This window comes from Tamlana crocina (assembly GCF_012037625.1).
Genome location: NZ_JAAVJS010000002.1, coordinates 31540 through 54530, shown reverse-complemented (window position 1 = coordinate 54530; position 22991 = coordinate 31540). Strand labels below are relative to the sequence as shown.

15 protein-coding genes are annotated in these 22991 nt (G+C 37.6%); 6 read left to right on the top strand and 9 right to left on the bottom strand.

Going from position 1 to position 22991, the window contains the following annotated elements:
- Positions 1–3: 3 nt before the first annotated feature.
- Together HC176_RS01715 and HC176_RS01710 are read left to right on the top strand one after the other, a co-directional pair.
- Entirely contained in the window at positions 4–2598 is a 2595-nt protein-coding gene (locus HC176_RS01715; RefSeq protein ID WP_167916461.1) for a T9SS type A sorting domain-containing protein, read from the top strand.
- Positions 2599–2766: 168 nt separating this feature from the next.
- Entirely contained in the window at positions 2767–4557 is a 1791-nt protein-coding gene (locus tag HC176_RS01710) for a DUF4365 domain-containing protein (RefSeq protein WP_167916460.1), read from the top strand.
- A 62-nt stretch (positions 4558–4619) separates the two neighbouring features.
- On the opposite strand, the gene HC176_RS01705 is transcribed toward HC176_RS01710, so the two are convergent.
- Positions 4620–6680 (bottom strand): tetratricopeptide repeat protein, encoded by a 2061-nt coding sequence (locus HC176_RS01705; RefSeq protein WP_245234808.1) that lies wholly within the window; start codon positions 6678–6680, stop codon positions 4620–4622.
- 154 nt (positions 6681–6834) lie between these two features.
- On the opposite strand from HC176_RS01705, the gene HC176_RS01700 reads away from it, so the two are divergent.
- From HC176_RS01700 to HC176_RS01690, 3 genes are all read left to right on the top strand, one after another.
- Positions 6835–7113: an STAS domain-containing protein gene (locus HC176_RS01700; RefSeq protein ID WP_167916459.1), complete on the top strand. Its 279-nt coding sequence runs from the start codon at positions 6835–6837 to the stop codon at positions 7111–7113.
- A gap of 15 nt (positions 7114–7128) precedes the next feature.
- On the top strand, positions 7129–8385 hold the full coding sequence (locus HC176_RS01695) for an oligosaccharide flippase family protein (RefSeq protein ID WP_209309629.1): 1257 nt from the start codon (positions 7129–7131) through the stop codon (positions 8383–8385).
- Between the two features lie 101 nt (positions 8386–8486).
- Positions 8487–9704 (top strand): glycosyltransferase, encoded by a 1218-nt coding sequence (locus HC176_RS01690; RefSeq protein ID WP_167916458.1) that lies wholly within the window; start codon positions 8487–8489, stop codon positions 9702–9704.
- Here HC176_RS01690 and HC176_RS01685 read toward each other — a convergent pair.
- Genes HC176_RS01685 through HC176_RS01675 form a run of 3 tightly spaced genes read right to left on the bottom strand, consistent with a single transcriptional unit; the run spans position 9694 to position 15511 of the window.
- Entirely contained in the window at positions 9694–11211 is a 1518-nt protein-coding gene (locus HC176_RS01685; RefSeq protein WP_167916457.1) for a cellulase family glycosylhydrolase, read from the bottom strand. The two genes, HC176_RS01690 and HC176_RS01685, sit on opposite strands and share 11 nt — an antisense overlap.
- Positions 11205–12362, bottom strand: a complete 1158-nt coding sequence (locus HC176_RS01680; protein ID WP_245234807.1) for a hypothetical protein — start codon at positions 12360–12362, stop codon at positions 11205–11207. Before HC176_RS01680 ends, HC176_RS01685 begins: the two co-directional genes overlap by 7 nt.
- A 59-nt stretch (positions 12363–12421) precedes the next feature.
- Positions 12422–15511 (bottom strand): hypothetical protein, encoded by a 3090-nt coding sequence (locus tag HC176_RS01675; protein WP_167916455.1) that lies wholly within the window; start codon positions 15509–15511, stop codon positions 12422–12424.
- Between the two features lie 168 nt (positions 15512–15679).
- On the opposite strand from HC176_RS01675, the gene HC176_RS01670 reads away from it, so the two are divergent.
- The gene (locus HC176_RS01670; protein WP_167916454.1) at positions 15680–16861 is read left to right on the top strand and encodes a response regulator; all 1182 of its coding nucleotides are present in this window, start codon (positions 15680–15682) and stop codon (positions 16859–16861) included.
- A gap of 90 nt (positions 16862–16951) precedes the next feature.
- Here the strand turns inward: HC176_RS01670 and HC176_RS01665 are convergent, their stop codons facing one another.
- From HC176_RS01665 to moeB, 5 genes are all read right to left on the bottom strand, one after another.
- Complete coding sequence (locus HC176_RS01665; protein ID WP_167916453.1) at positions 16952–19252, bottom strand: nitric-oxide reductase large subunit; 2301 nt, start codon at positions 19250–19252, stop codon at positions 16952–16954.
- 211 nt (positions 19253–19463) lie between these two features.
- Positions 19464–20471, bottom strand: a complete 1008-nt coding sequence (moaA, locus tag HC176_RS01660) for a GTP 3',8-cyclase MoaA (RefSeq protein ID WP_167916452.1) — start codon at positions 20469–20471, stop codon at positions 19464–19466.
- A 68-nt stretch (positions 20472–20539) separates the two neighbouring features.
- Positions 20540–21451, bottom strand: a complete 912-nt coding sequence (gene moaCB, locus HC176_RS01655) for a bifunctional molybdenum cofactor biosynthesis protein MoaC/MoaB (protein WP_167916451.1) — start codon at positions 21449–21451, stop codon at positions 20540–20542.
- 4 nt (positions 21452–21455) lie between these two features.
- Positions 21456–21899: a molybdenum cofactor biosynthesis protein MoaE gene (locus HC176_RS01650; RefSeq protein WP_167916450.1), complete on the bottom strand. Its 444-nt coding sequence runs from the start codon at positions 21897–21899 to the stop codon at positions 21456–21458.
- Entirely contained in the window at positions 21889–22986 is a 1098-nt protein-coding gene (moeB, locus tag HC176_RS01645; protein ID WP_167916449.1) for a HesA/MoeB/ThiF family protein, read from the bottom strand. Before moeB ends, HC176_RS01650 begins: the two co-directional genes overlap by 11 nt.
- Between the last annotated feature and the right edge of the window lie 5 nt (positions 22987–22991).

Below are 22991 nucleotides of genomic sequence, written 5' to 3'. Positions count from 1 at the left end.
CCCATGAAAAAAAATCTACCCCTACTGTACCTACTTGTTTTATTTAGCAGCTTGTCTCAGGCACAAGATTTGCCTTTTAATTGTGATTATAACGCTTATCTTTTTCAGTACAACGACGTTTATGCCATCGATTTGGCTTCTGGAAATTCGTATAGCGTAGCAACCGATGTTACCGAGGGCAATATTAATGCAGCTGCCTACAATCCGGCTGATGGTTTTATTTGGGGTTCTTTGAGTACGCCTGCCAGAACTATTGTGAGGATAGGAAAGAATTTTCAAACCACAACCTATTATGTCGATGAACTACCGGACAACAATCGATATGTTGGCGATATTAGCGACGAGGGTATTTACTATCTAAAAGGTGGAGGAACCACTTATTATAAAATTGATTTGAACCCAGAATCTGAAAGCTATTCAAAATTCATTTCAGAAGAAAATTTATCATCAAGCATCAATGTACACGATTGGGCTTTTAATGCTGTTGATGGCAATCTATACACCGTTGAGAAAAAAACAAATATACTTTATAGGATCAATCCAGAAACCAGTCAGGTTACTGTGCTTGGTGTGGTGCCTATTCTTTCGGGACTCAATTATACCTATGGCGCCGTTTATTTTGATGCTGATGGTCGTTTTTACGTTTCGGCAAATCAAACAGGAACCATTTACGTTATTCAAAATGTACAGGATTTAACAGGTATTAATGCCATGGAATCTAATCTGTTTGCCTTTGGGCCGTCCAGTTCGCAAAACGATGGTGCCCGTTGCCCAACAGCACCAGTACCTCAGGAAGATTGTATTAACGGTATCGATGATGATGGTGACGGATTAGTGGATTGCGACGACCCATCTTGTTCGGGCTATGCATCTTGCCCAGTCTTGGAGTTATCAACAACTTCGAGCGCGAACCAAGGCGGATTGGAAAGTAATAACCGTTTATCGCAACAAATCAGTAAGCGAAACTTTAAAAGAGCCAAAAATAACTATAGGTTCGACCAAAAAGCAGCGAAAAAATTAAAAAAGTCTGTAAACTACGGGAGGGTATCAGCAAAGCAACAGGCGCTGCAGTTATCTAATTTTATGCCATTGTCTGTTATTAACGAAGACTACGTGGTAGAATCAACTCCAGCAGATTTGATTGATATAACCAATGCTACAGAAGTATATTCGGCCGATTATTACCGAAACGATAACGCTGTAGCATCCATATTGCTACTTAAAACTGAAAACGGAGCCTACGAACACACCAAATCGATTTGCGATAGGTTGTTGGGCGCAGAATTGCTTTCGGTATCGACTATCGAAATTAGGGAGCATTCCTTTATAAAAGCATTAATAAAGAATACAAACGGTTCCATCGAATTTGTTTTGAGCCTATCTGCAAAACCAACTGAAAACAATACCGCATTCGGGATTGAAAGCCACTGGAATATCGACAAGTACGAAACTGGTGTAGGCTGCTACAATTTTCAAATTTGGTCCAATTCGCTGGACGACCTGTTGACATTAGGAGAAGAAGTGGTGCGTTTATTGGAAGTGCAAAAACCCATTTCGGGCTATAATACGTCAACACCTCCAACCGTGTTTGTTAAAAAAGGCGGCTACCATAACGGTAAGTTGGAGTTGCAAATTGTAAATACGAACAGAACGGAGTCGGTACAATTTGATGGCGGATTACGAGCCACAGAAACCAGTGCTGTTGAAAATGTATCGACCTCCATTCAGCTTAACGGTAATTATATTTCGAATGTTGAAGTGGAGGCCGGAAACCTGTTCGATATTGGGTTTAGAATTGGCGATGGTATTGTCACTCCCGACGATTTATTTATGTCTGACGGTCCTTGGGGCTACGATGATGCAGCAGTAAGCACGATAGTTACGCAGTATTCGGTAGATGAAAATCTTGAAACCTTTTTAGAAAATGAATACCCAATTGAGCGCAACATCAATTTAAGAGCCACAACAAGCGAATACGTGGCTGCTTACAGAGCATTGACACCAAAATTCAACCCCATTGATTTTTCTGATTACCACAGCTTAAAATTTAAAGCCAAAGGTACCGGAACATTAATTATTAGGTTGGTAAAGGAAAGTGTTAGCAATTGGGAAGCACAATATAAGACCTCAATCGCGCTTACGGAAAACTTTACCGAATTTGATATTGCTTTAGAAGATTTCAAAAACAACGAAGGACAGAGTATTTCGCCCAATGATGTTACTTCTTTAGTGTTTACCATGATTGCCGATAGCGGTGTCACGGAAACAAAAGAACTGTATTTAAAGCAAATGCGTTTTGCCGAAAGCAGCTCCCTGTCGGTTGAGGAATCGAACCAAGTGTTCCTAAATGATGCCAAAGCCACGCCCAACCCAATGCACAGCAAAACAACGGTTGAGTTTACGGTACAAAACAACCAGGATATTTCGCTAATGGTTTATAACCCGTTGGGCATCTTGGTAAAGCAACATAATATAAAAGCTGTGGCCGGTAAAAATAACATTACTATAGGCCGAGACAACTTAAGTGCGGGTATGTATTTGTGTCACCTAAAAGGCACAAATAACCAATCCAGAACAATAAAATTACTCATGAAATAACTGGGTAGAACTGAGAATAATTAATAGCAAGTTTTTATTTTTCAGAGAAGAGAGGCAAAAGAGTTATTCTTTTGCCTTCTTTGTTTTAATTTGTAGTATATTTCGTTATGAAAAAATAATGGGGTATATTTATTCTTATATCTTAGTTAGTTCATTTTAAAATCAACAATGAAAAATAGTACACCAATTCAAACCGATTCACAAAATCTAGGAGATATTGGAGAAACTACAGTTCAGTTGATATTAAAGAAATTTAAGTGGACTGCTGACATTATAAAAAGTGATTTTGGAGAAGATATAGATTCTAATATTTTTATTGACAATTCTAGAACAAATTATCATTTGAGATGCCAAGTAAAATCAACTACAAAGGATAGCGAATATGTCAAACTGTTAAAAAATGGAAATTATAGCGTTTCCATCGCCTCTAGTACACTTAAAGCTTGGTTAACATCATATTTCCCAGTATTTTTAATAATTTACGAAGAACAATCAGATTTATGTTATTGGTGTAATCCAATAGAACAGATACTTAAAAATCCTTCAAAACTTGAAAAGGAAAAACCTTCAATACAAGTACCAAAAAAGAATATTTTTAATTTATCGTCAAAAGAAACAATTCTTAAAGAAGTAAAAAGTTTTTACCGAAAAATTCAACGCTTAGATGAATCTGTAATTGAATGTAAAATAGTCCCAATTCTAATGCCAAATTATCGCATTATTCCATTTCACCACTATTCAAGTTTCATTTCTGAAAGCACAGGACTATCACCAGAAATATCAGGGGATTATATTGAACTTTTGCCAAGTTGGATGTCAGTTTTAAAAAGAATAGACCCAACTAGTATTTTAACATCAATAAAGTTAAAATCCAACAATACAGAAATAGACGTTTTTCTAACAAATCTCAAAAAGAAAATAAACTCATTTAAATACAACTTAAAAAATAATGAGTGGATTTCTTTTATAGTTAGTCCAATAAAAATAGAATCAAATAAATCAACTTGGTCAAATGAAATAACATTTTGGAATTCTTATTCAAAATTAAATAACACTATAATAGATGATTATGATTATTGTTTTGAAATACCAAATAACTTTTTAAGACAAGTTAGTAGACGTGCGAGAAGTTGGGAATATTTGCATCACGTTAATCCGACAAAAGATGTTGCAATCCAACTGTTTGGCTCTTTTGAAATTACACCAACAATAAAAAAAATAGACCAAATTCACGACAATAACATTAAAGGTCAATTAGTTTTATGGAGCTGTAAAACAGAAGAAATTGAACGGCTACAAGAAATACTTTTTAAAAATGAATTAACAATAAGAATAATTGAAGAAAATAAAGAAGAACAATTATTGGCTATAACAACGCCAATGTTTGACCCTTTTATTGGATTATATAGCGTTCCTATGGATTGGGATAGTTTTGAAAAAGGAAATGTCAGAAATAAATTAATTCAAAATAAACTATTTGACTTAATTCCTGGAAAAGAATATAAAGGCAAAGTACCTGAATATTTGTCCGAGGTTTTAAATAAGTACTCTGATAAAGATTATAAAAGCGTAACAATTACCGAATCTGAATATATCGCTGGATTTCCATTAAAGTTAGAAGAGAGAGAAATTTTTGTTTCAAGATTTCAAATGATACCAAATGAAAGTGTTCAAGAAATCAAGGAGAAATTAAATAAATCTCAACCGTTAAACTTAAAAAATTATCATATAGAGTTTGGGCTAAAAGACGATTCTATGAGGGAACACCCTATTTATGAGTTGTTAATATCTTGGACACCAGAAATAATAAAATCATCTAAAGAATCATATTTAGATAATGAGAGTAAAATTCTAGAAATATTCGATAGTTTAATGCCTACTAAAGAAATGGATTCTATACATTTAAAAAACACATATGAAATACTTCGTTTCGCAGGAGAAATAGGCTTTGAAAAATAGCTTGTACGAAATAAAGAGCTGAGGTAAAAACCAGAATCCAAAACCCCATTTTAAAGCGTTCATTATTTCCTGAAAACAGGCGTATCAAACAAATACCATTTAAAACGGAAACCAACTTCGGTATAGGTAAACCCGGCAGCCGTGGCTGAGGCAATATTACTTCGTGTACCAAACAGGTTGGCCATACAGCGATTTGAAAATTTATAACCCAGTTTGCTCTGTACGCGGTAGGTACTTTGGCTACTGTCGTCTTCAATATATTGTAAACCGGTGGCTGCTGTTAATTCATAAAACCAGGCTTTGGGTTTGGTGACCACTTCGTTTTTGATCAGGTTAATAAATATCTCACCAGCATTGAATTTCTCAGGAGAAAAATACACGCTCGGCACTTGGTTTTTAAACGTAATGTATTGGTAGTTCAGTCCGGCTTTTAGCGCCGGTTTGCTCAAAATATTATAGTATAGCGAGGTGAATAGCAAATTACGACTATTGTCATCATTCTGCCAGGTATAAAAATATTGCGTAAACCAGCCCAAATTGAAGTTGGTGCTGAGGTTGTAATTCGCGTAAATGTTGTTCATTACAATCTCCCGATCCAATAGTTCGGCATTAAAACTTTGTATTTCACGTTTAAATCCCACGTCCAAAATTTGAAGCTTTAACGGTTTTATGTTTAATGACACATCGGCCAAAAGTTGCGTATAATCTTCGGTTGCTGCTTTTGCTGAAGAAAGTCCGGCCGTTCCTTTAAAAATTACATTGGGCAACAGTTGATAGGCGAGGCCCAACGACAAATTATTAGAGGTGGCTTTGTTGTTTGTTACCGTATTGTTGGTGGTTCTGTAATTATAGCTGCCCATCATTTTAAATTTCATGGACATGGGGAGTTCGACCGAATTTCTAACCGAAACAGCTTCGTTGTTACCGTTGTCAAAACTGTAACTGGCTTTGGCTTCGTAAAACGGTGTGAAATTGGTGTTTAGGTCTTTTATGAACTGCGAGGCATCTTTTTGATTGTCGTAAAACTTTAGGGTGTTTTTGGCCGATTGGTATGCGCCATCGTACATGCCGAGGGCTTTTAAGGTATTGGCTTTCCCTAGGTTCCCATCAAACGAGGTGCTGTCGTTTATTAAAATTTGGTTGTAGTCGGCCACACTTTTTTTAAAATCACTTTTGTAGATGTTTAAAGTGGCGCGTAATGCCAATACCCAATTTTTGTTGGGATGTTTTTCAATTAATTGAGAGATGAGTTGGTTGCCCTGTTTAAACTTTTTATTCCAAATTAGAGCTTGTGCGTAGCGCTCGGTGGTGACTTTTATTAAATTCTGGTCGGTGTCTTCAGTCAAACTTAAAAATGCTTCCTCACTGAACTGTAAAGCTGTTTTTTCTTTACCGTTTAAATGGGCTACGAGTGCTAAACCGTTTAAAGAAAGCAATTTGTTTTCAGGAGTTTGAGCCAAAATATTGTAAGTGGCTTCGGCATCTTCCAACCGGTTGGCGATTAAATATAAGTTAGCCAAGTTGATTAAAGTGTCTTTGTCATTATCAAAAAGCTTCAAATTTTCTTTCAAAAGAGTTTCAGCTTCATCGTATTGTTGAGCCTGTTGCTTTTGGTAAGCATATCCCAAATAAATATACTTTTTTGATGTGAGTGCATTGAGGTTTCCGGGTGATACTTCCAAAGCCTTGTCAACAAAAACAAGGGCATCTTGATATTCTTTTAAATTGGATAGCGTATTGGCGTAGCTTAAAAGTGCCGGAAAACTTTTAGGGTTTTCTTCAATTAAACCTTTAAAATAGGTTTTCGCTTGCGGGTATTTTTTGTTCCAAAGCAAGGATTCGCCGTAATTCAATTTTACCTCAAAATCATTGGGGGAGTCTTTCAGTAAATCAACAAAAAGCTGTTCTGCCTGTTGCGCATTGCCGTTTAAACCCACGGCGCGGCCATAACACAATCGGGCCGTTTTATTTTCAGGGTAGTCGTTTAAGATGTTTTCGAAATAGCTTTCAGCTTCGGCATAATTACCTTTTTCCAAATAGTTAAAGCCTTCTTGCATGTTTTGCGCAAAGGCCAAATTAACCAATAGAAATAGTGAAAATAGGGCAATGGATTTGACGGTCATGATTCGGGGTTTATTCTTTTTGCAAGTTAAGCATTCAACTGTAATCATTCATCTACAGTAACGTGCCACTCACCGAAATTGAATGGTATTACATTGATTCTTAAGGCATATTTGTGTCTGTAACCCCAAGTAATGTTAACCAAAATTTAAAGTTATGGCATTAAAAATTAAACAAATAAAAGATGTTTTTATGGTGGAAGGCACCATAAGCTCCGATACGGTTAAGCAATTTAAAAACCATTTAGAATTCCTTATTATTTATTCTAAAGTCTTAACCATAAATATTGATGCCGTTACAGCCATCGATAAAGAGGGCATGAAGGCTATTGAAGCCCTGCATAAAATGGCTTTAACCTACAAAAAACCATTTACCATTATAGGTTATGGCTGCAAGGAAATTTACGATGACATTCAAGTGGATGATGCCGCATAACCAAGCTGTGAAATCATGCAATTGATAGCCTCTTTAAAATCGAAAAAAATAACGCCCGAGCAGCTTTTTATGCTCAGCGTATTGACCGTTAACGGCGGAAACTACTTGTACAATCTTATTTTAGGACGTGTACTTGGGCCAGCGCAGTTTGCCGATGCCGCCGTGTTGATTACTTTTTTGTTGGTACTGTCGTTTGTAGCAATGACTTTTCAACTGGTTACAGCGAAGTTTTCGGTGATTTTTGAAAACAGTATGTTTTCTAATTTCATATCGAAAGTGTACCAAAATGCCATTGTTGTTGGCCTAATTTTAGGTGCTTTGATCGTGGTGTTTTCCGGCACTTTACAAAACGTGTTCAATACCTCGTCATCAAACATGTTTGTGGTTTTTGGTGTTGGTGTGCCTTTGTATTTCATTCTGAGCGTCAACCGTGGTGCTTTCCAAGGAAAAAAAGCTTTCAAACAGCTTTCTATCACTTATCAAGCCGAAATGTTAAGCCGCTTATTTATTACATTAGGCCTGATTTTTCTGTTTAATTTGCAGTCTTCGGTAATTATTGCTTTCGGTATTTTAATTTCGTTTGCTTTCGGACTCGTACCGTTTAAAGCAGAACACATTTCATTGAAAAAAACAGTCTTAGATAAAGCACAAAGTAAACAAATCAGGAACTTTTTTGTACTGACCGCCTTTTATGAATTAACGCAAATTATTATTAACAATAGCGACATTTTATTGGTTAAGCATTATTTTGAATCTTACGAAGCGGGTTTATACGCTTCGTTGGCGTTAATTGGGCGGATTGTTTACTTTATTGCTTGGATGTTCGTAATGTTGCTATTGCCTACTGTGGTGCAACTTGAAAAGGAAGGCAAAGAAACGGCTCCCATTTTGTTTAAATATGTGGGCTACATTGCGGGCATTGCCACCCTGATTATAATTGGGTGCGCTTTGTTCCCAGAAACGGCGATAACACTTTTGTTCGGCGACAGCTACCTGGCCATGGCGCCTTTACTTTGGAAATATGCTCTGGCAACTGGTATGTTCGCCGTTTCCAATATTTTTGCATACTACTACTTATCTTTAGATCAATACGTGCCGGTAATCATTTCTGGCGTGTTTGGTATGTTGCAAATGGGCTTGGTAGTGTTTTTCCACGATAGTTTAGAGGAGGTGGTCCATATGCAGATTATAGCCATGGTGTTGCTGCTTGGCATTCAGGTTATTTTCTTTAGATGGAATGTGGCGCAAAAGGCGAAAAAAGAGCTCGTCTAAGGAAAACAGCCATTCGTCTACACTTAAAAGCGAACTAGCTATTTACAACCATTTCTTGAATTTATATATTCCAAATTTGTATTAATACAAAACCTACAATTATGAAACTGGCTATCGTAACCGCATACCCCCCAAGTAAAGTTACTTTAAATGAGTATGCCTACCATCTAGTAAAACAGTTTAGACAACAACAAGCTGTTAGCGAATTAGTTTTATTGACTGATAAAACTGAAGAAGCAAAAGATATACAATTTACCGAAGATGGTTGTAAAATTACAGTTAAGGAATGCTGGAAGTTTAATAGCTATGCCAATATTCTTAGCGTAAGCAAAGCCATTAGAAGAACAAAGCCTGATGCGGTTTTGTTCAATTTGCAGTTTATGAAGTTTGGCGATAAAAAAGTCGCTGCGGCACTTGGATTGATGTTGCCTTTGGTTTGTAAAATAAAACGAATCCCTAATGTGGTTTTGCTGCACAATATTTTGGAAGAAGTGGATTTAGGGAGTGCCGGTTTTACCAACAATAAATTAATGCAGAAAGTATACGGTTTTATTGGTAGCTCGTTAACACGACTCATTCTTCAGGCTGATACCGTTGCTGTAACCATGCAGAAGTATGTCGACATTCTAAAAAAGAAGTATAACGCCGACAATGTAAAATTAATTCCTCATGGCACTTTTGAAATTGCCAAAGAACCCAATTACCAAATTGCGACATCACCAATGCAAATCATGACTTTCGGTAAGTTTGGAACTTACAAAAAAGTTGAAGGCATGATTGAAGCTGTAGAACAAGTGCGTAAACGTACTGGTTTAGATTTGGAGGTGGTCATCGCCGGAACCGATAATCCTAACGTACCAGGCTATTTAGCCCAGGTTCAAGAAGATTATAAACATGTACCACAGGTTAGGTTTACGGGTTACGTTGAAGAAAGCGACGTTCCTAAATTGTTTAATGAAAGTGCGGTGGTGGTGTTTCCATATACATCCACTACAGGAAGCTCTGGTGTGCTACACCAAGCAGGAAGTTATGGTAAAGCGGTAGTGATGCCAGATTTAGGCGATTTAGCCCTATTGGTGAAAGATGAAGGCTATCACGGTGAATTTTTCGAGCCTACTTCGGTGGATAGTTTAGCCCATGCTATTGAAGCCATTGTAACCAACGAAACCTATAGAATACAATTGGGACAAGCCAACTATAAAGCTGCAACCGCTTATCCTATGGAAAAAATTACTGAAATGTATTTAAATACATTCTACGATATTATTGTGAAACAATCAAAATTGAGCGGAGCCATTACGAAGGAAGCTATTTTTTAGCTATGTACCTGAAGGCGGGTTTAGTCTCTCCATTTTGGTTTATAAAACCAAAATACCCTTGAACCCGTTTACGCCAAGGGAGTCGTCCTACGACTTCCTTTGGTATTTCAGCAAAATCGTATAAAGTCCAAGACATAAATTGTAAATCATGGTTTGCAATTATTTCTTGGGCTTTTTTATGGTAATTGGCCTGGTCTTCTTCCGTGCTTCCAAAAGGTTTCCAAAAACCTCGATACGATGATAGCCCAAACTCTTGAAGCACGATAGCTTTATTGGGTATTTCGGTTTTTAATGCTTTCACAGCACCATCCAAAGCGCTTAAATCATCGTAATAATGAAAGGATACAAAATCTACTTTGTCTTTTAAAAGCGTGGCGCTTTCGGTATTCGACCAACCAATGGTAACGGGGTGACGGCTATCAACCGATTTTACTAAATCTATCATATGCTCTAGCCAAGCCATTACGTTATCCTGACCTCTAGACTCAAAATCCAAGTTGGGTTCGTTCTTAATATCGTAAGCCAATAAAGCGCCGTGATTTTTTACTGCATTAACAATGGTTTCGGCATGCCGTTGGTTGAGTGTCCAATTCAGCACCGAATAATCACCATAAAAATCAAAGAGCGTCAAAACCACTTTGAGCTTATTCTCCTCGGCAGCATCTAAGGTTTGTTTTAGCTTTTCAAGTTTTTCGGGTTTTACGGCTGCCTTTCCAAAGTCATCGTATTGCACAAAAATGCGCACCGAGTTTAACCCCGCATCCTTAATAATTTTAAAGTCTTTTGAAATGGTGTCTTTATGAAATTTTTCACCAAACATATCCCACGGACTTGCCTGCGGATAATAATTAATGCCTTTAATGTGAAGTCCGTCAACCGAGGCCGTTTGGTTGCTTTCACTTCTAGTTTCAGAATTTTCTTTAACCATATGCCTAATACGCCAAAAGCCATCTTCTAAAAGTAGAACTATTTTATAAGTGGCTGTTTCGGTGGTTTCCAAAACCAGTTTTTCGGCTTTAAAAATACGTTTGTATTCAATTACGTTTTTGTCGGTAATCACGGCTAATTGCCCATCTTCACTAAAAAACTCTAAGGTTGGATGATGTTCTAATGAGGTAGATTCAATAGTGATATTTTCAGTTTTATTCCGCTCAATAATGTTAAACAGGTTTTCTCGGGCACTTTCGGTGTAATAATCTTTTATACCTGCTATTTTATTGCTTTTATAGGCCACATGCCTTACGTACCAGGCATCTAAATAATCGTTTTCAATAGATTTGAGGTTTTCGTCGTCCATGGGGCGACCTTCGTTTTGTAAAGGTGCCCAATCCATTTTTGGGAGATACTGTTCAACTTTTTTAATTTCGGTATGTAGCATGCTGCTGCGGTCGGCACCGGTGTTGAGGTAACTAAAAATGGCGCTAACGCCCGAAATGATTAAGGCTACAAGCATAATGTAGGAAGCTATTAAAATGGTACGCATTATGTTTTTATTAAGACCTACCATAGTTTTTGTGATTTGAATTCTTTAGTCAATCCAGCGGTTTCAATGGTGAAATTATAGTTGCCATTTTTATAAACTTCTGGTTTTAAATTGAAATTTACAAAGCCGTTGAAAGCCGTTTTGATTATTGTGTCAATTAATTTATTGTCGTGGTAAATAATCAACTTTACTTGCAAGCCGTCAGGAATCAGTTGTTTCATGAAGCTCTGCAACGGCCCCACGGAAATAATTCGATTTCTTTCAGAAAATGAAACGGTAAAATCTTCAATAACCTGTTTGAAGCTGATGCTTATTTCATTGCTTTCAGAAATACCTTCAACAAAGGCTTTAATGGTCCAATCATCGGCATAATCTGGATGGATGATTTTTGCGGAAGCCACGCCGTCAATAGTAGTGCCCGATGTTTTTAAAATATTGTCTTTGGAATTGGTAATAAAAAATGTAACAAAAGTACCATCGCTAACAATATTGTTGTGTTTGTCTTTTATGACTGAAGTTGAAAAAGTTGTGATTTGATTGCCATCGGCATATTGGTGCGGACGGCTAGATGAAATAGTGAAACCAGTGGGTATGGCTGCGGAAACAATTACGGTAAATTCTTTTGAACTGGTTCCCAAACTTTCGGAAGATACCAACATTCGGCCGCTTTCTTTTTTTGAATGAATGTTTTTATGGGCGATTAAATTTTTCGTGAATACGCTTTCGCTGTTTTCCGAATTTAAAAATTGATGATTTATGTTGACCAAAGTATTTGAGGGCACGGGATTGTCCAACGAATCCGTTGGAATAACCACCAACATGCTGTAATCTACTTCGCCAGCTTCAATGCTCGTGGGACCTAAATAGGTTTCCATAATAGCAACTTCGGCTTTAGGTTTGACAATTATAGTTCCTGAAATTGAGGATTCATTTTGAAGCAAAGTCCAATTAATTATCCCAATTTTTTTTGTGAAACTATGGGGTAATTCATATTCTAAAACTTGGTTTTCCAATTTGGGTAGAATTAAGGTAGAACCATAACTGTTGGAACAATACAATGGCGGCGTATTATTGAGAGATGTCGAAAATTTTAAAACAACAGGCTCACCTGCTTGGTAATTATGAATGTTGGTCAGCAGAATAATTTTCGTGCCGGTATCTTTCTGCTGTGCCATTATAATAGGTGATACAAACAACAAACAAAAAACGAATATGTAAAAGTGTTTAAAGCTCATTAAAACGGACTTCCAATATAACTGTTAATTTCAATTTTTAAATACTTAAAATCTGGATGATCAATGGGTTGTAATTGGCCATTGGTGTGGTTTTTAATTCTATTGGGTACAATTTTATTCGAAATGCTTTCATTGGGCAATCCGTTAATAAAAATGTTTTTCATGCTTTCATTTATAACCGAAACGGAACCATCTTTTGGAATAAGATATTCAAAATTTTGTTTTCGTTGTTGCCTGATGCCATTTTTTAAAAACAGGTGGTCTACCCAAACCATCTTTCTGTTTTCGTTGTAATAGGTGATAAGCAGTTGGGGTACTGTGACTTCCTGAATGCCGCTATTAAACAAGTTTCCGGTTACAATTTGGTCTTTGATGTTTATTTCGCTAAGCACCACATTTTTGTATAAATCGGAACCAGCCACATTTCCTGCCACTTGCAAATTGAATTTGGTGGGTTGTTCTTCAAACTCCACCGGAGTGAATTCATCGGGGTTGAAGGTGTCGGGAATGGAATCTTCGGTTTTAGACCACGCTATGCCTTCAAAATTAATTCGGAAACTGCTCGATTCTTTGGGCATTAATTTATGCTTTACGTGGTATTTGGCGTTGTAGGTAGCTAGTTGTTTGTTGTTCTCGTTGTAGAGTGTGCCTTTCAAAATAACATCGGCCGGTACGTTATCAATATTTTGAACTTCGCCAATAATGGCATAACTACCACGATATTTAACCAGTTTTGCTGTTACTACTTCCAAAACAGGTTGTTTCAATACATCTTCGTGATAGGTTTGTTCGGTGGTGACGCGACGTCGCCCTTGGTTGTAATATTTTGTGACATTGTTAGAATATAGCTGGTCTGGCGGCAAATCGTTATTTAAATCGTCGGGTTGCAAATACCATTTGCCTTTAATTTTTGAAAGCGATTTATAATCTACTTTTTCAATTTTTTCCAGAGGAGTTATCCATTGGGTGGTCACTTTTGCCGATACGGTGCTGTCGTTATGTTTAGTGATTTCAGTTTTTATAGCATCCATTTTAGCATAGCTACTCAGCAAGCCATCGGTGACCGAAATTTCGAGCATGTATTGGGCAATGGGGATATTAATCCTGGGGTCGATAAGGCTATGGGCTTTTTCAAACTCCTTAAAATCGAGGGCATCGTAATAGGCAATAATCGCGTTTTCGGGACTGCGTTGCGAATCGTTTTTTAAGTAGAATAGATAAATACCATAAAAAACAATGATGGCCAAAATTAACGACCAAACATGCGTGATTCTTAAAACATTTCGGTTGAATTTATTATAGGGGAGAGTGTGTTTTAAAAAATCGGGCACAGGTTTGAACCTGGTTTTAAGCATGTTGACCCAAAGCATTTGAATATTAAGAACAAAGGCGAGCAAAACCGTTAAAAATGGCATGACGCCCCAATGTACTTTAAGCCACTTGGCCACATCTTCCTTAGGCAAAATAGAGGGTACAGGTGGAATGTTTAGCCGTTCCCAAACCATAATTCCGTTTTCTAATTGGCGCAAGCGTTGCCATCCACAGAAATACAGAATGGGGTCGTAAAATTTATCGTTGGAGAAAATATATTTGAGGTTGTATTTTTCGGGGGTGGTTAAAAACTGCTGCAGCGAACCAATTCCGGCAACACCTTTAAATTTTGAATTTTCCAAACGCTCTATGGGGCGTGTGGTTAATTCGGGTAAACGCCTGGCAGAATGGTAATTGCCGTCAACCGTCATAGCATTGGTTTGGGCGCTTAACCAGGCCATTTGGTCGCCAAATCCTAAAGTTAAAAACCGCCATTTATCATGGTCGTCTTGGTTTAGGAAATTCACGATGGGTAGCATTTTTATTTTTTGTGGCTGCGATGGCCTGAAATAGCCTAAACTCATTGTGAAAATGACCATAAACACGAATAGTCCCGCAAGTAATCCGCCAATAATGCGATGGTAAACCGCTCCTAATTTGGTTTGAATTAATGTTTTTAAGTCGCCTTCAACAAAACGAAATGCAAACTCACCCATCATGGGAATAGACATGATAGAAGCCCAAAGGGTAAAGCGGTCTAGAGTTAAAATATTAAAGGCCGTTTCGCCCAAAACTTTATGCGGAATGGGCGTTGTGCCTCCGGTTCCTAAAATGGTTAAAATGGTGATTGAAAGTCCGAAAAACAAATACCGTTTACTGTAATACCGATAAAAAATATAGGGCAACAAAATAAGTAAAACACCCCAAGGGATTAAAAAAAACACTAAGCCAGATGAGGTGATTTCAAAAAAGTTATCACGCGAGCCATGAGGAATAGGGACTTGTGTAATAGGGTTGGCTTTAGAGTTTATCCAATAAGGCAAAATGCAGCCCACAATTAAAACCAGTGAACATAAACCGAAGGTAACAATGCGTTTAAAAAGTTTAAAAAAGCTATTTAAAAAGACTTTAAAGGTTACTTCTTTCATGGAATTTACCTGCTCTCGCGATACGTCCATAATCACCATTCCAATCAATGGGAAGATAAAAAATACCATCCCGAAAATAGGGGTAACGTGGTGCGAGGTTACGGTAACCGAAATTAAAGATAGGCAAGTGGCCAAATACCATTTTTTGCCCGTTTTCAACCATAAATAAATTTCGGGAAGGGCATGCATTAACACCGAAATACCAACAATACTAGGCAATTGTCCAAAAATATGTAAGGTTTCAACAAATGATGATGAAAACACAGCCAGAAGAGAAGCGTAACCCGCCACGGTTTTGTTTGAGGTGATTAATAATGAAAACCGATATGAACCAGTAATGAAAAGAACAATGGCTATGAGCGCCACACTAAACATTCCAAATTTGAGTCCGCCGACTAACGAGAGCAAAGCAATAGATTGATGAACCAGCGGCGGATAACTCTGTACGGTAAACCCTGTGTACCACTCGTAGTTCCAAGGTTCAAACCAGCTGTTTGCGTAATGGTCGGCAAAAAATAAATGGATTAAAGCATCATAAGTAGTCTCCAATGTGAAAAATATCGAGCTACCATGAAACGCCAAACCTAAAAGTAGGGCAGATATTAAGTATTTGTTTGAGGTTTCTTTCATTACTGTTAGTGGTGTAAAGATAAATAAATTAAGCAGCTGTTTTTTTTTAATCATCTACAGTAATTTGTCATTCATCGACACTTAATTTTAGCTTAACTAAATTAGGATTTTAAAAGCGTCATTCGTAATATTTTTGATGCACCCCATAAACTCAAAAACCAACTTATTATGAAAGTTTTAGCGATAGACGACCAGCAGTTAGTTTTACTTCCTCTTCAAAAACGATTAACAGAATTAGGATACGATGTAAAAATCGAAACTGATGCCCAAAAGGGACTGGAACTGTTTGAATCTTTTAAACCCGATTTAGTTATTGTAGATATAAATATGCCACGGGTTTCTGGCCTGGAAGTGGTCGAACATATTCGGTTAACACACAAATCACAAATCCCTATTATGGTTTTGTCTGGCGATACACAAGATGTTACCATTACAGAAGGATTCGAATTGGGGATTAACGATTACATGAAAAAACCATTAAGTTTAAATGAAATCTGCGCCCGCGTAAAACGTTTGATTGGCGTTCCGAAAGGAACTAGTGTTATCTCAAAAAGTGAAGTGTTAATTCAGCAGAGTTGCGTGGGCGTAGTTATTCCTTGTTACAATGAAGAAGAACGATTGTTGAGCAAAGAATTTTTAAGTTATATCGATAAAAATTCGGGCTACCATTTGTGTTTTGTAAATGATGGTAGCAAGGATAATACCTTGCAAGTTTTAAAGAATCTACAAAAAGGGAGGGAAGACTTCATTACAGTTTACGATTGCGAAAAAAATGGCGGAAAAGCTGAAGCGGTGCGACAAGGCATGTTGTTTATGGCCCAGAAGGATGATTTGGATTATATTGGATTTTTAGATGCCGATTTGTCTACCGATTTATTGGATTTCGACGATTTGGTAAAAACCATTGAAACCTCTAAATTTAAAATAGTGAGTGGTTCCAGAATTTCAAGAATGGGAGCTAATATCACTAAAGAATCTGCCCGGAAAATTATCAGTTTAACCATCAACTACATCATCCGAAAAATATTGAAAATGGATTTTAAAGACACTCAATGTGGTGCGAAGATTTTCAGTAAGGATGTTATCGGAATCGCGTTCAACGATAAGTTTGTAACGCAGTGGATTTTTGATGTTGAAATTTTTAAACGGATGAGTCAGCACTTCGGACTCAAAAAAGCGAAAGCCCTGCTTTGCGAGCAGCCTTTAAAACGCTGGATTCATGCCGATGGCTCTAAATTATCCATGAAAGATTCCATAAAAATTGTAATGCAACTGGCTCAAATTGCTTGGGTGTATAGGGGAAAAACATCAAGAAATAAACGCAAAGAAGGCCATTTAAGTGTAGCTTAAAAAGCATTGTTTGCTCTGTTTTTTTTAACATGAAAAAAAAGCTGAATTCTATCTTTTTTAGAATTCAGCTTTTTATATTTTAATTTTTAATTAAAGAATAGAAACTTCCGCTTTTTCGGCAGCAGGTTCTTTTACTTTTTCACCGTTAATTTCAGAAGGTGAATGATTCAAAGCTTTCTTCCTTTTAAAATTATATATAGTTTCATCGATAGTAAACCAACAGAAATAGAATATTCCAATTGAAAATATAACATCGCCAATTACACGCATCCATTTTAGGGTTTGCACGGTGGGAGAATAGAGTAAATCAGCTTCTCTAGCAAACGAGTAGCCATTTGTAATTGAGGTGTAAGCCTGAATAATTCCAATAGGCAACAGGCTTAAAACCACCATGGCCACTAACCCAATGTTTAAAAACCAAAAGGCTCTTTTTAGTTTGGTGTTGTTCCAAGAGCGGTTAGAATAAAAACGCAAACAGATTAAAATAAAGCCCATGCCCAGCATACCATAAACTCCAAACAGAGCCGTATGCGCATGAACTGCAGTGGTGTTTAAACCTTGAATGTAATACAATGCAATTGGCGGGTTAATCAAGAACCCAAATACTCCGGCACCTATAAAGTTCCAAAACGCCACAGCAATAAAGAAAAAGATGGGCCATTTGTACTTTTGCATCCATGGTCTGCTTTTCAGTAAGTTCCAGTTTTCTCTAATTTCGAAGCCCATAAGGGTTAGCGGCACTACTTCTAAAGCACTGAAAGTAGCCCCTAACGCAATAGCCTGTACTGGAGTGCCAGAATAATATAAATGGTGCAGGGTACCAATAATTCCACCAGCTAAAAATATAGAAGCCGAAGCGATGGAAACACGTCCGGCGGTTTTGGCCGAAATAATTTTCATTTGAGAAAAAATGTAAGCAATAATTACGGTTGCGAATACCTCGAAGAAGCCTTCAACCCATAGGTGTACCAACCACCATCGCCAATAGTTGATAACGGGTAGTGTACTATTTTCGCCGTACATTAGCCCTGAAAAGAAAAACATGCCAATGGCCATTACCGATATTAAAAGAATGGTTAAAAGATGTTTTGAAGCATCATTTTTGCGAATGGCAAACAAAATATGACGACTCACCATAATCACCCAAAGTACTAAGCCAATACCTAAGAAAATTTGCCAAAAACGACCCAAGTCCATGTATTCGTAGCCTTGATGACCGAAGAAAAAGTTGGTAGTTAAATCGAAAAATTGGTGTATGCCCAACCATTCGCCAAACATTGAACCTAAAACGATAACTAAAAGTGCTCCAAAAAGAAAGTTAATACCAAAACGTTGGAATTTCATTTCTTTTCCAGAGATCATAGGCGCTAAAAATAAACCTGTGGCCAGCCAAGTAGCGGCAATCCAAAATACGGCCAATTGCGTATGCCATGTTCTAGTTACCGAATACGGAAGGTATTGCGATAGGTCGAACCCAAAAAACGATTGGCCTTCAACGGTGTAATGAACCGTTGCTGCTCCCAAAATAACTTGTAAGGCAATCAATAAAGAAATCACCACAAAGTACTTTAAAATGGCCTTTTGTGAAGGATACAGTTTCAGGTTTGTTAAAGGATCTGTATTTGGCTTTTCAAGCAGCTCGCCTTTTTCGTGATTTACCAAATAATAGTAGGTAAGGATTCCAATAAATAAAAGCAATAAAACGACTGAAAGCCCAGACCAAACCAAAGAGCCTTTTGTAATAGTATTATCAATAAGCGGTTCGTGTGGCCAGTTGGAGGTGTAAGTGTAATCCTGCCCCGGGCGATAGGTGGTTGCTGCCCACGATGTCCAGAATAAAAAGGCATTAAGTTGCTCTAATTTTACGGGATCTACTAATGCACCTTTCGGGATGGCATACTCCTCATGGCCTTCAGAAAAAATAGAAGAATAATATTTTATGTTTTCTTTAATGGCCGCCAACCTACTTTCTGAAATGGTAATGCTCTGGTCTGTTTCGTTGTAAGTGTTTGTTTTTACGTCTTGAATTAACCGTGCTTTTATGGCTGCCTTTTGTTCTACATTTAAGTTTTCGTAAGTTGTATTGAAATCGGATTTTGCCCAGGCATCAAGCATAAAAACGGCTTCTTTGTGGATCCAGTCGGCCGTCCAATCTGGTGCCACATAACTTCCGTGGCCCCAAATAGAACCGACTTCCATACCACCGATGGATTCCCAAACGTTTTGCCCAATTTGGATGTCAGCTTTTGTGTACAGAACCTCCTGAGTTTCTTTTACAACCACCGTTTCGGGTAACGGCGGTTGGGTTTGGTAAACCTCGGTTCCAATCCATATTAACGTTATGAACGATAGTACCACAACGCTAATAAATGTAATCCATGTTTTTTTCATTTTGTAGTGTTTATGTTATTAATTTTTAAAAGATAAATTTGTCCTCTTTTGGTGTGTGAGATTAAATTTTGATTGCAAAAATAAGTTACAATACAATAAAGGACAAATTTATCCTAATTAAAATTTCATTTAATTTTAAGAATTGATCTAAGGGGTTGATTTGTAGAAATGTGGAATTTCTCGAATATTTAGAATCCTTTTCTAAAATTGGTTAGCCGCCAATTGTAATCATACTGCGGTTGTTGTTGTGTAGTTTGGGTTCTTGCAATTTTTTTAAGGTATCCATACCGCCACGCACTTTAAATTTAGCTTGCACAGCTTGTTGTATAACAGGTTCAATAGAATGTCCTGCCCGAAGGGGGGTCAATAAATCGGATTCGGAGGATGAAAATAAACAATTTTTCAATTGGCCATTGGCGGTCAACCGTAGCCTGTTGCACGAATCGCAAAACGGATTGGTTACCGAGCTGATAATAGCAAAGCTGCCTCGGTAACCTTTTATTTTATAGTTTTTTGAAGTATCGTTGGGTGCATCTTTTAAGCGAATAATATCATCTTTGGGAAAAGAAGCGTTAACATATTCCATCACTTCGGCGTAACTTACCATTTTGCTCATATCCCACTTATTGCCATCAAAGGGCATAAACTCAATAAAACGTACTGAAATAGGCAAGTCTTTAGTGAAATTGATAAAGTCAATAATTTCGTTATCATTAAAACCTTTCATTAAAACGGCGTTCACTTTCACGATAAAACCTTCTTTTACCAAAAGCAAAATATTGTTATAAACTTTTTTAAACTCGTGGCGTCGGGTAATGTGCTTAAATTTTTTTTCATCCAATGAATCCAAGCTCACATTGATTTTATTTACGCCGTTAGATTTTAGCACATCAATAAATTTATCAATAATAACGGCGTTGGTGGTAATGGATAATTCCACAGGAAGTGTGGCCAATTTTTCCAAAATAACAGGAATGTCCTTCCTTATTAATGGTTCGCCACCCGTCAATCTGATTTTAGAAACACCGTGTTTTACAAAGGTTTGGGCAATGCTAAAAATTTCCTCATACGTCATTAAACTACTTTTTGGAGAGAGCTGTACGCCTTCTTCGGGCATGCAGTACGTGCATCTTAAATTGCAACGTTCTATCAGCGAAATGCGTAAATAGGTATGCGCTCTGCCAAAATTATCCTGTAATATGTTTTTATCTGTAGTCATTTCTTTATTCTTTTTTACTTCCCTTTTTGGGAGGTCAGAATTGCTTTTTTGCAATTCTGGGAGGGGCTTTAATCATGTCTTGCGCCTCGTAAAACCCCAAAAATGTGCAGTACCGATGGAAATATGGCATCCATAGATTCTTTAGCGCCATTGGTAGAGCCCGGTAATGCCAATACCAAAGTGTTCCCGATGGTGCCGGCCACACTGCGCGAAAGCATCGCATAAGGTGTTCGGTCCTGTCCGTAATTACGAATGGCTTCTTCAATACCAGGAATGCGTCTGTCCAATAACGGGATTAAAGCTTCGGGAGTAACATCGCGACTTGAAAGCCCTGTTCCTCCGGTGTAAATAATTAAATCGATGCCTTTTTCTTGGTAAGTTTTTGCTTTATTTTGGATGGTTTTGTGTTCATCGGGAATGACGATATATTCGTTTACCTTAACATTGGAAGCTTCCAGTTTTTTAATGATGGCTTTACCTGCTTTATCTTCTTTTTCGCCTGCCGAAATGGTATCGCTACATACAATAACTGCAGCGGTTAAATCGGTTCTAAAACGGTTTTTGAAACTGGATTTTCCACCTTTTTTGTTCAATAATTTTATATGGTGAATTTCAATGCCTTTGTCGATAGGTTTCAACATATCGTACATATTCAGCGCAACCACACTGGCGCCATGCATGGCTTCTACTTCAACGCCTGTTTTATAAATGGTTTTTACAGTGAATAGCACGGTAATTTCCAGTCCGTTTATTTCATATTCCACACCCGTAAACTCGATAGGCAAGGGGTGGCAGTCGGGTAGAATGTCCGGGGTACGTTTTACGCCCAAAAGTCCGGCGGCCTTGCTCATGGCAAACACATTGCCTTTGGGTACGGTGTCGTTTTTTATAGCTTCGATGGTTTCGGGCTTACTCACTTTAATGACTGCCTGCGCAATGGCGGTTCTAAGCGTGGTGTTTTTATGTGTGATGTCGACCATTTTCTTAACTATTAACTTTCCATTGATGTGTTTCGTCCTCAAAAATCTCCTTGCCGAAAACAGGAACGTGGGCTTTAATTTCTTCAACGATGTACTCTAAAGCATCAAAAACCACTTTGCGTCGGGGCGATGATACAAAAACAAATAGGCAAATTTCACCCGCTTTAACAGTTCCTAAACTGTGGTAAATATGCATGCAGGTCATATCGAATTTTTCAAAAGCCGACTCTCTTATTTCGTGGAATTTCTTGTTGGCCATATCTTCATAGGCAGTGTATTCTATAGCTGAAACGGTTTTTCCGTTAATCACATCGGCACGTACTTGCCCTAAAAATATGTTGTGCGCGCCAATACTGGTTTTGGTTTGGTGTTTGGCAATAGATTCTCCAATAAATGCTGAAGAAATAGCCCCTTCTTTAAATACGTTTTTTGGTTTTTTATCTGACATCTGTCGTTGCTTTTTGTTGTGTTTCTAAATAATTATTGATTTCTGGAGCACCTTCCTTGATACTGGAGCAATTTGAAAAACCTAATTCAAATAAAAAAGAAACGGCCTTTTTGCTGCGGATACCCGACTGGCAAAAAATGAACTTTTCTTTCTTTGAATCGATTTTTTCTAAATTGTTTTTCAACTGACTTAACGGAATATATGTAACCTCCAAATCTTCAACTTTGGGAAGTTCGTGCGGTTCGCGAACGTCTATCAATTGAATGTTTTCTTTTTTCAAAATGTTTTCAATTGAAATAGCTGCGTTTGGAATGGCACAATTTGCTTCCATTTCTTTTTGGCTGAAAAGGTGCTTTTCATTCAAGACTTTTGAAATTTCATTTTCCGATTTGCTGATTTTTAAAATATGCGATTGTGCGGTCAATGCGTTGTAGCAAAGTAATTTTCCGGAAAGGGTAGTGCCAATTCCCAAAATGATTTTTAAAGCTTCGTTAGCTTGCATGGTTCCGATAATACCCGGTAAAACACCCAAAACACCAATTTCTGAACAGTTGGGCACGCTGCCTTTTTCTGGCGCGCTGGGGAACAAACAACGATAACTGGGACCATTGTTGTAATTAAACACCGAAACCTGTCCTTCAAATTTAAAAATCGCCCCAAAAACCAATGGCGTGTTGGTGATAACACAAGCATCGTTTACCAAATAACGGGTTTCGAAATTATCGGAGCCATCAACAACCACATCGTATTTTTCAAAAAGCTCGATGGCATTTTGGTAGGTTAATTGTTCTGCGTAAGCGCTAATGGAAATTTCGGGGTTTAAATCCTCCAAGCGCTGTTTGGCTGCCATGGCTTTATTTTGGCCTAAAGTAGAATTGCCGAATAACACTTGGCGTTGCAAATTTGAGGCTTCAACCACATCAAAATCAATAATGCCCAAAGAGCCCACACCGGCAGCGGCCAAATATTGTAAAATAGGGCAACCCAATCCGCCGGCACCAATAACCAGCACTTTGGCGTTGTTTATTTTATCTTGGCCCGTTTGCCCAATTTCTGGTAAAATAATATGTCTGTTGTATCTGTTCATTCCTG

Coding starts and splice junctions, on each gene's coding strand:
- HC176_RS01715 (WP_167916461.1), top strand. CDS start 4: ATGAAAAAAAATCTACCCCTACTGTACCTACTTGTTTTATTTAGCAGC.
- HC176_RS01710 (WP_167916460.1), top strand. CDS start 2,767: ATGAAAAATAGTACACCAATTCAAACCGATTCACAAAATCTAGGAGAT.
- HC176_RS01705 (WP_245234808.1), bottom strand. CDS start 6,680: ATGACCGTCAAATCCATTGCCCTATTTTCACTATTTCTATTGGTTAAT.
- HC176_RS01700 (WP_167916459.1), top strand. CDS start 6,835: ATGGCATTAAAAATTAAACAAATAAAAGATGTTTTTATGGTGGAAGGC.
- HC176_RS01695 (WP_209309629.1), top strand. CDS start 7,129: ATGCAATTGATAGCCTCTTTAAAATCGAAAAAAATAACGCCCGAGCAG.
- HC176_RS01690 (WP_167916458.1), top strand. CDS start 8,487: ATGAAACTGGCTATCGTAACCGCATACCCCCCAAGTAAAGTTACTTTA.
- HC176_RS01685 (WP_167916457.1), bottom strand. CDS start 11,211: ATGGTAGGTCTTAATAAAAACATAATGCGTACCATTTTAATAGCTTCC.
- HC176_RS01680 (WP_245234807.1), bottom strand. CDS start 12,362: ATGGCACAGCAGAAAGATACCGGCACGAAAATTATTCTGCTGACCAAC.
- HC176_RS01675 (WP_167916455.1), bottom strand. CDS start 15,511: ATGAAAGAAACCTCAAACAAATACTTAATATCTGCCCTACTTTTAGGT.
- HC176_RS01670 (WP_167916454.1), top strand. CDS start 15,680: ATGAAAGTTTTAGCGATAGACGACCAGCAGTTAGTTTTACTTCCTCTT.
- HC176_RS01665 (WP_167916453.1), bottom strand. CDS start 19,252: ATGAAAAAAACATGGATTACATTTATTAGCGTTGTGGTACTATCGTTC.
- moaA (WP_167916452.1), bottom strand. CDS start 20,471: ATGACTACAGATAAAAACATATTACAGGATAATTTTGGCAGAGCGCAT.
- moaCB (WP_167916451.1), bottom strand. CDS start 21,451: ATGGTCGACATCACACATAAAAACACCACGCTTAGAACCGCCATTGCG.
- HC176_RS01650 (WP_167916450.1), bottom strand. CDS start 21,899: ATGTCAGATAAAAAACCAAAAAACGTATTTAAAGAAGGGGCTATTTCT.
- moeB (WP_167916449.1), bottom strand. CDS start 22,986: ATGAACAGATACAACAGACATATTATTTTACCAGAAATTGGGCAAACG.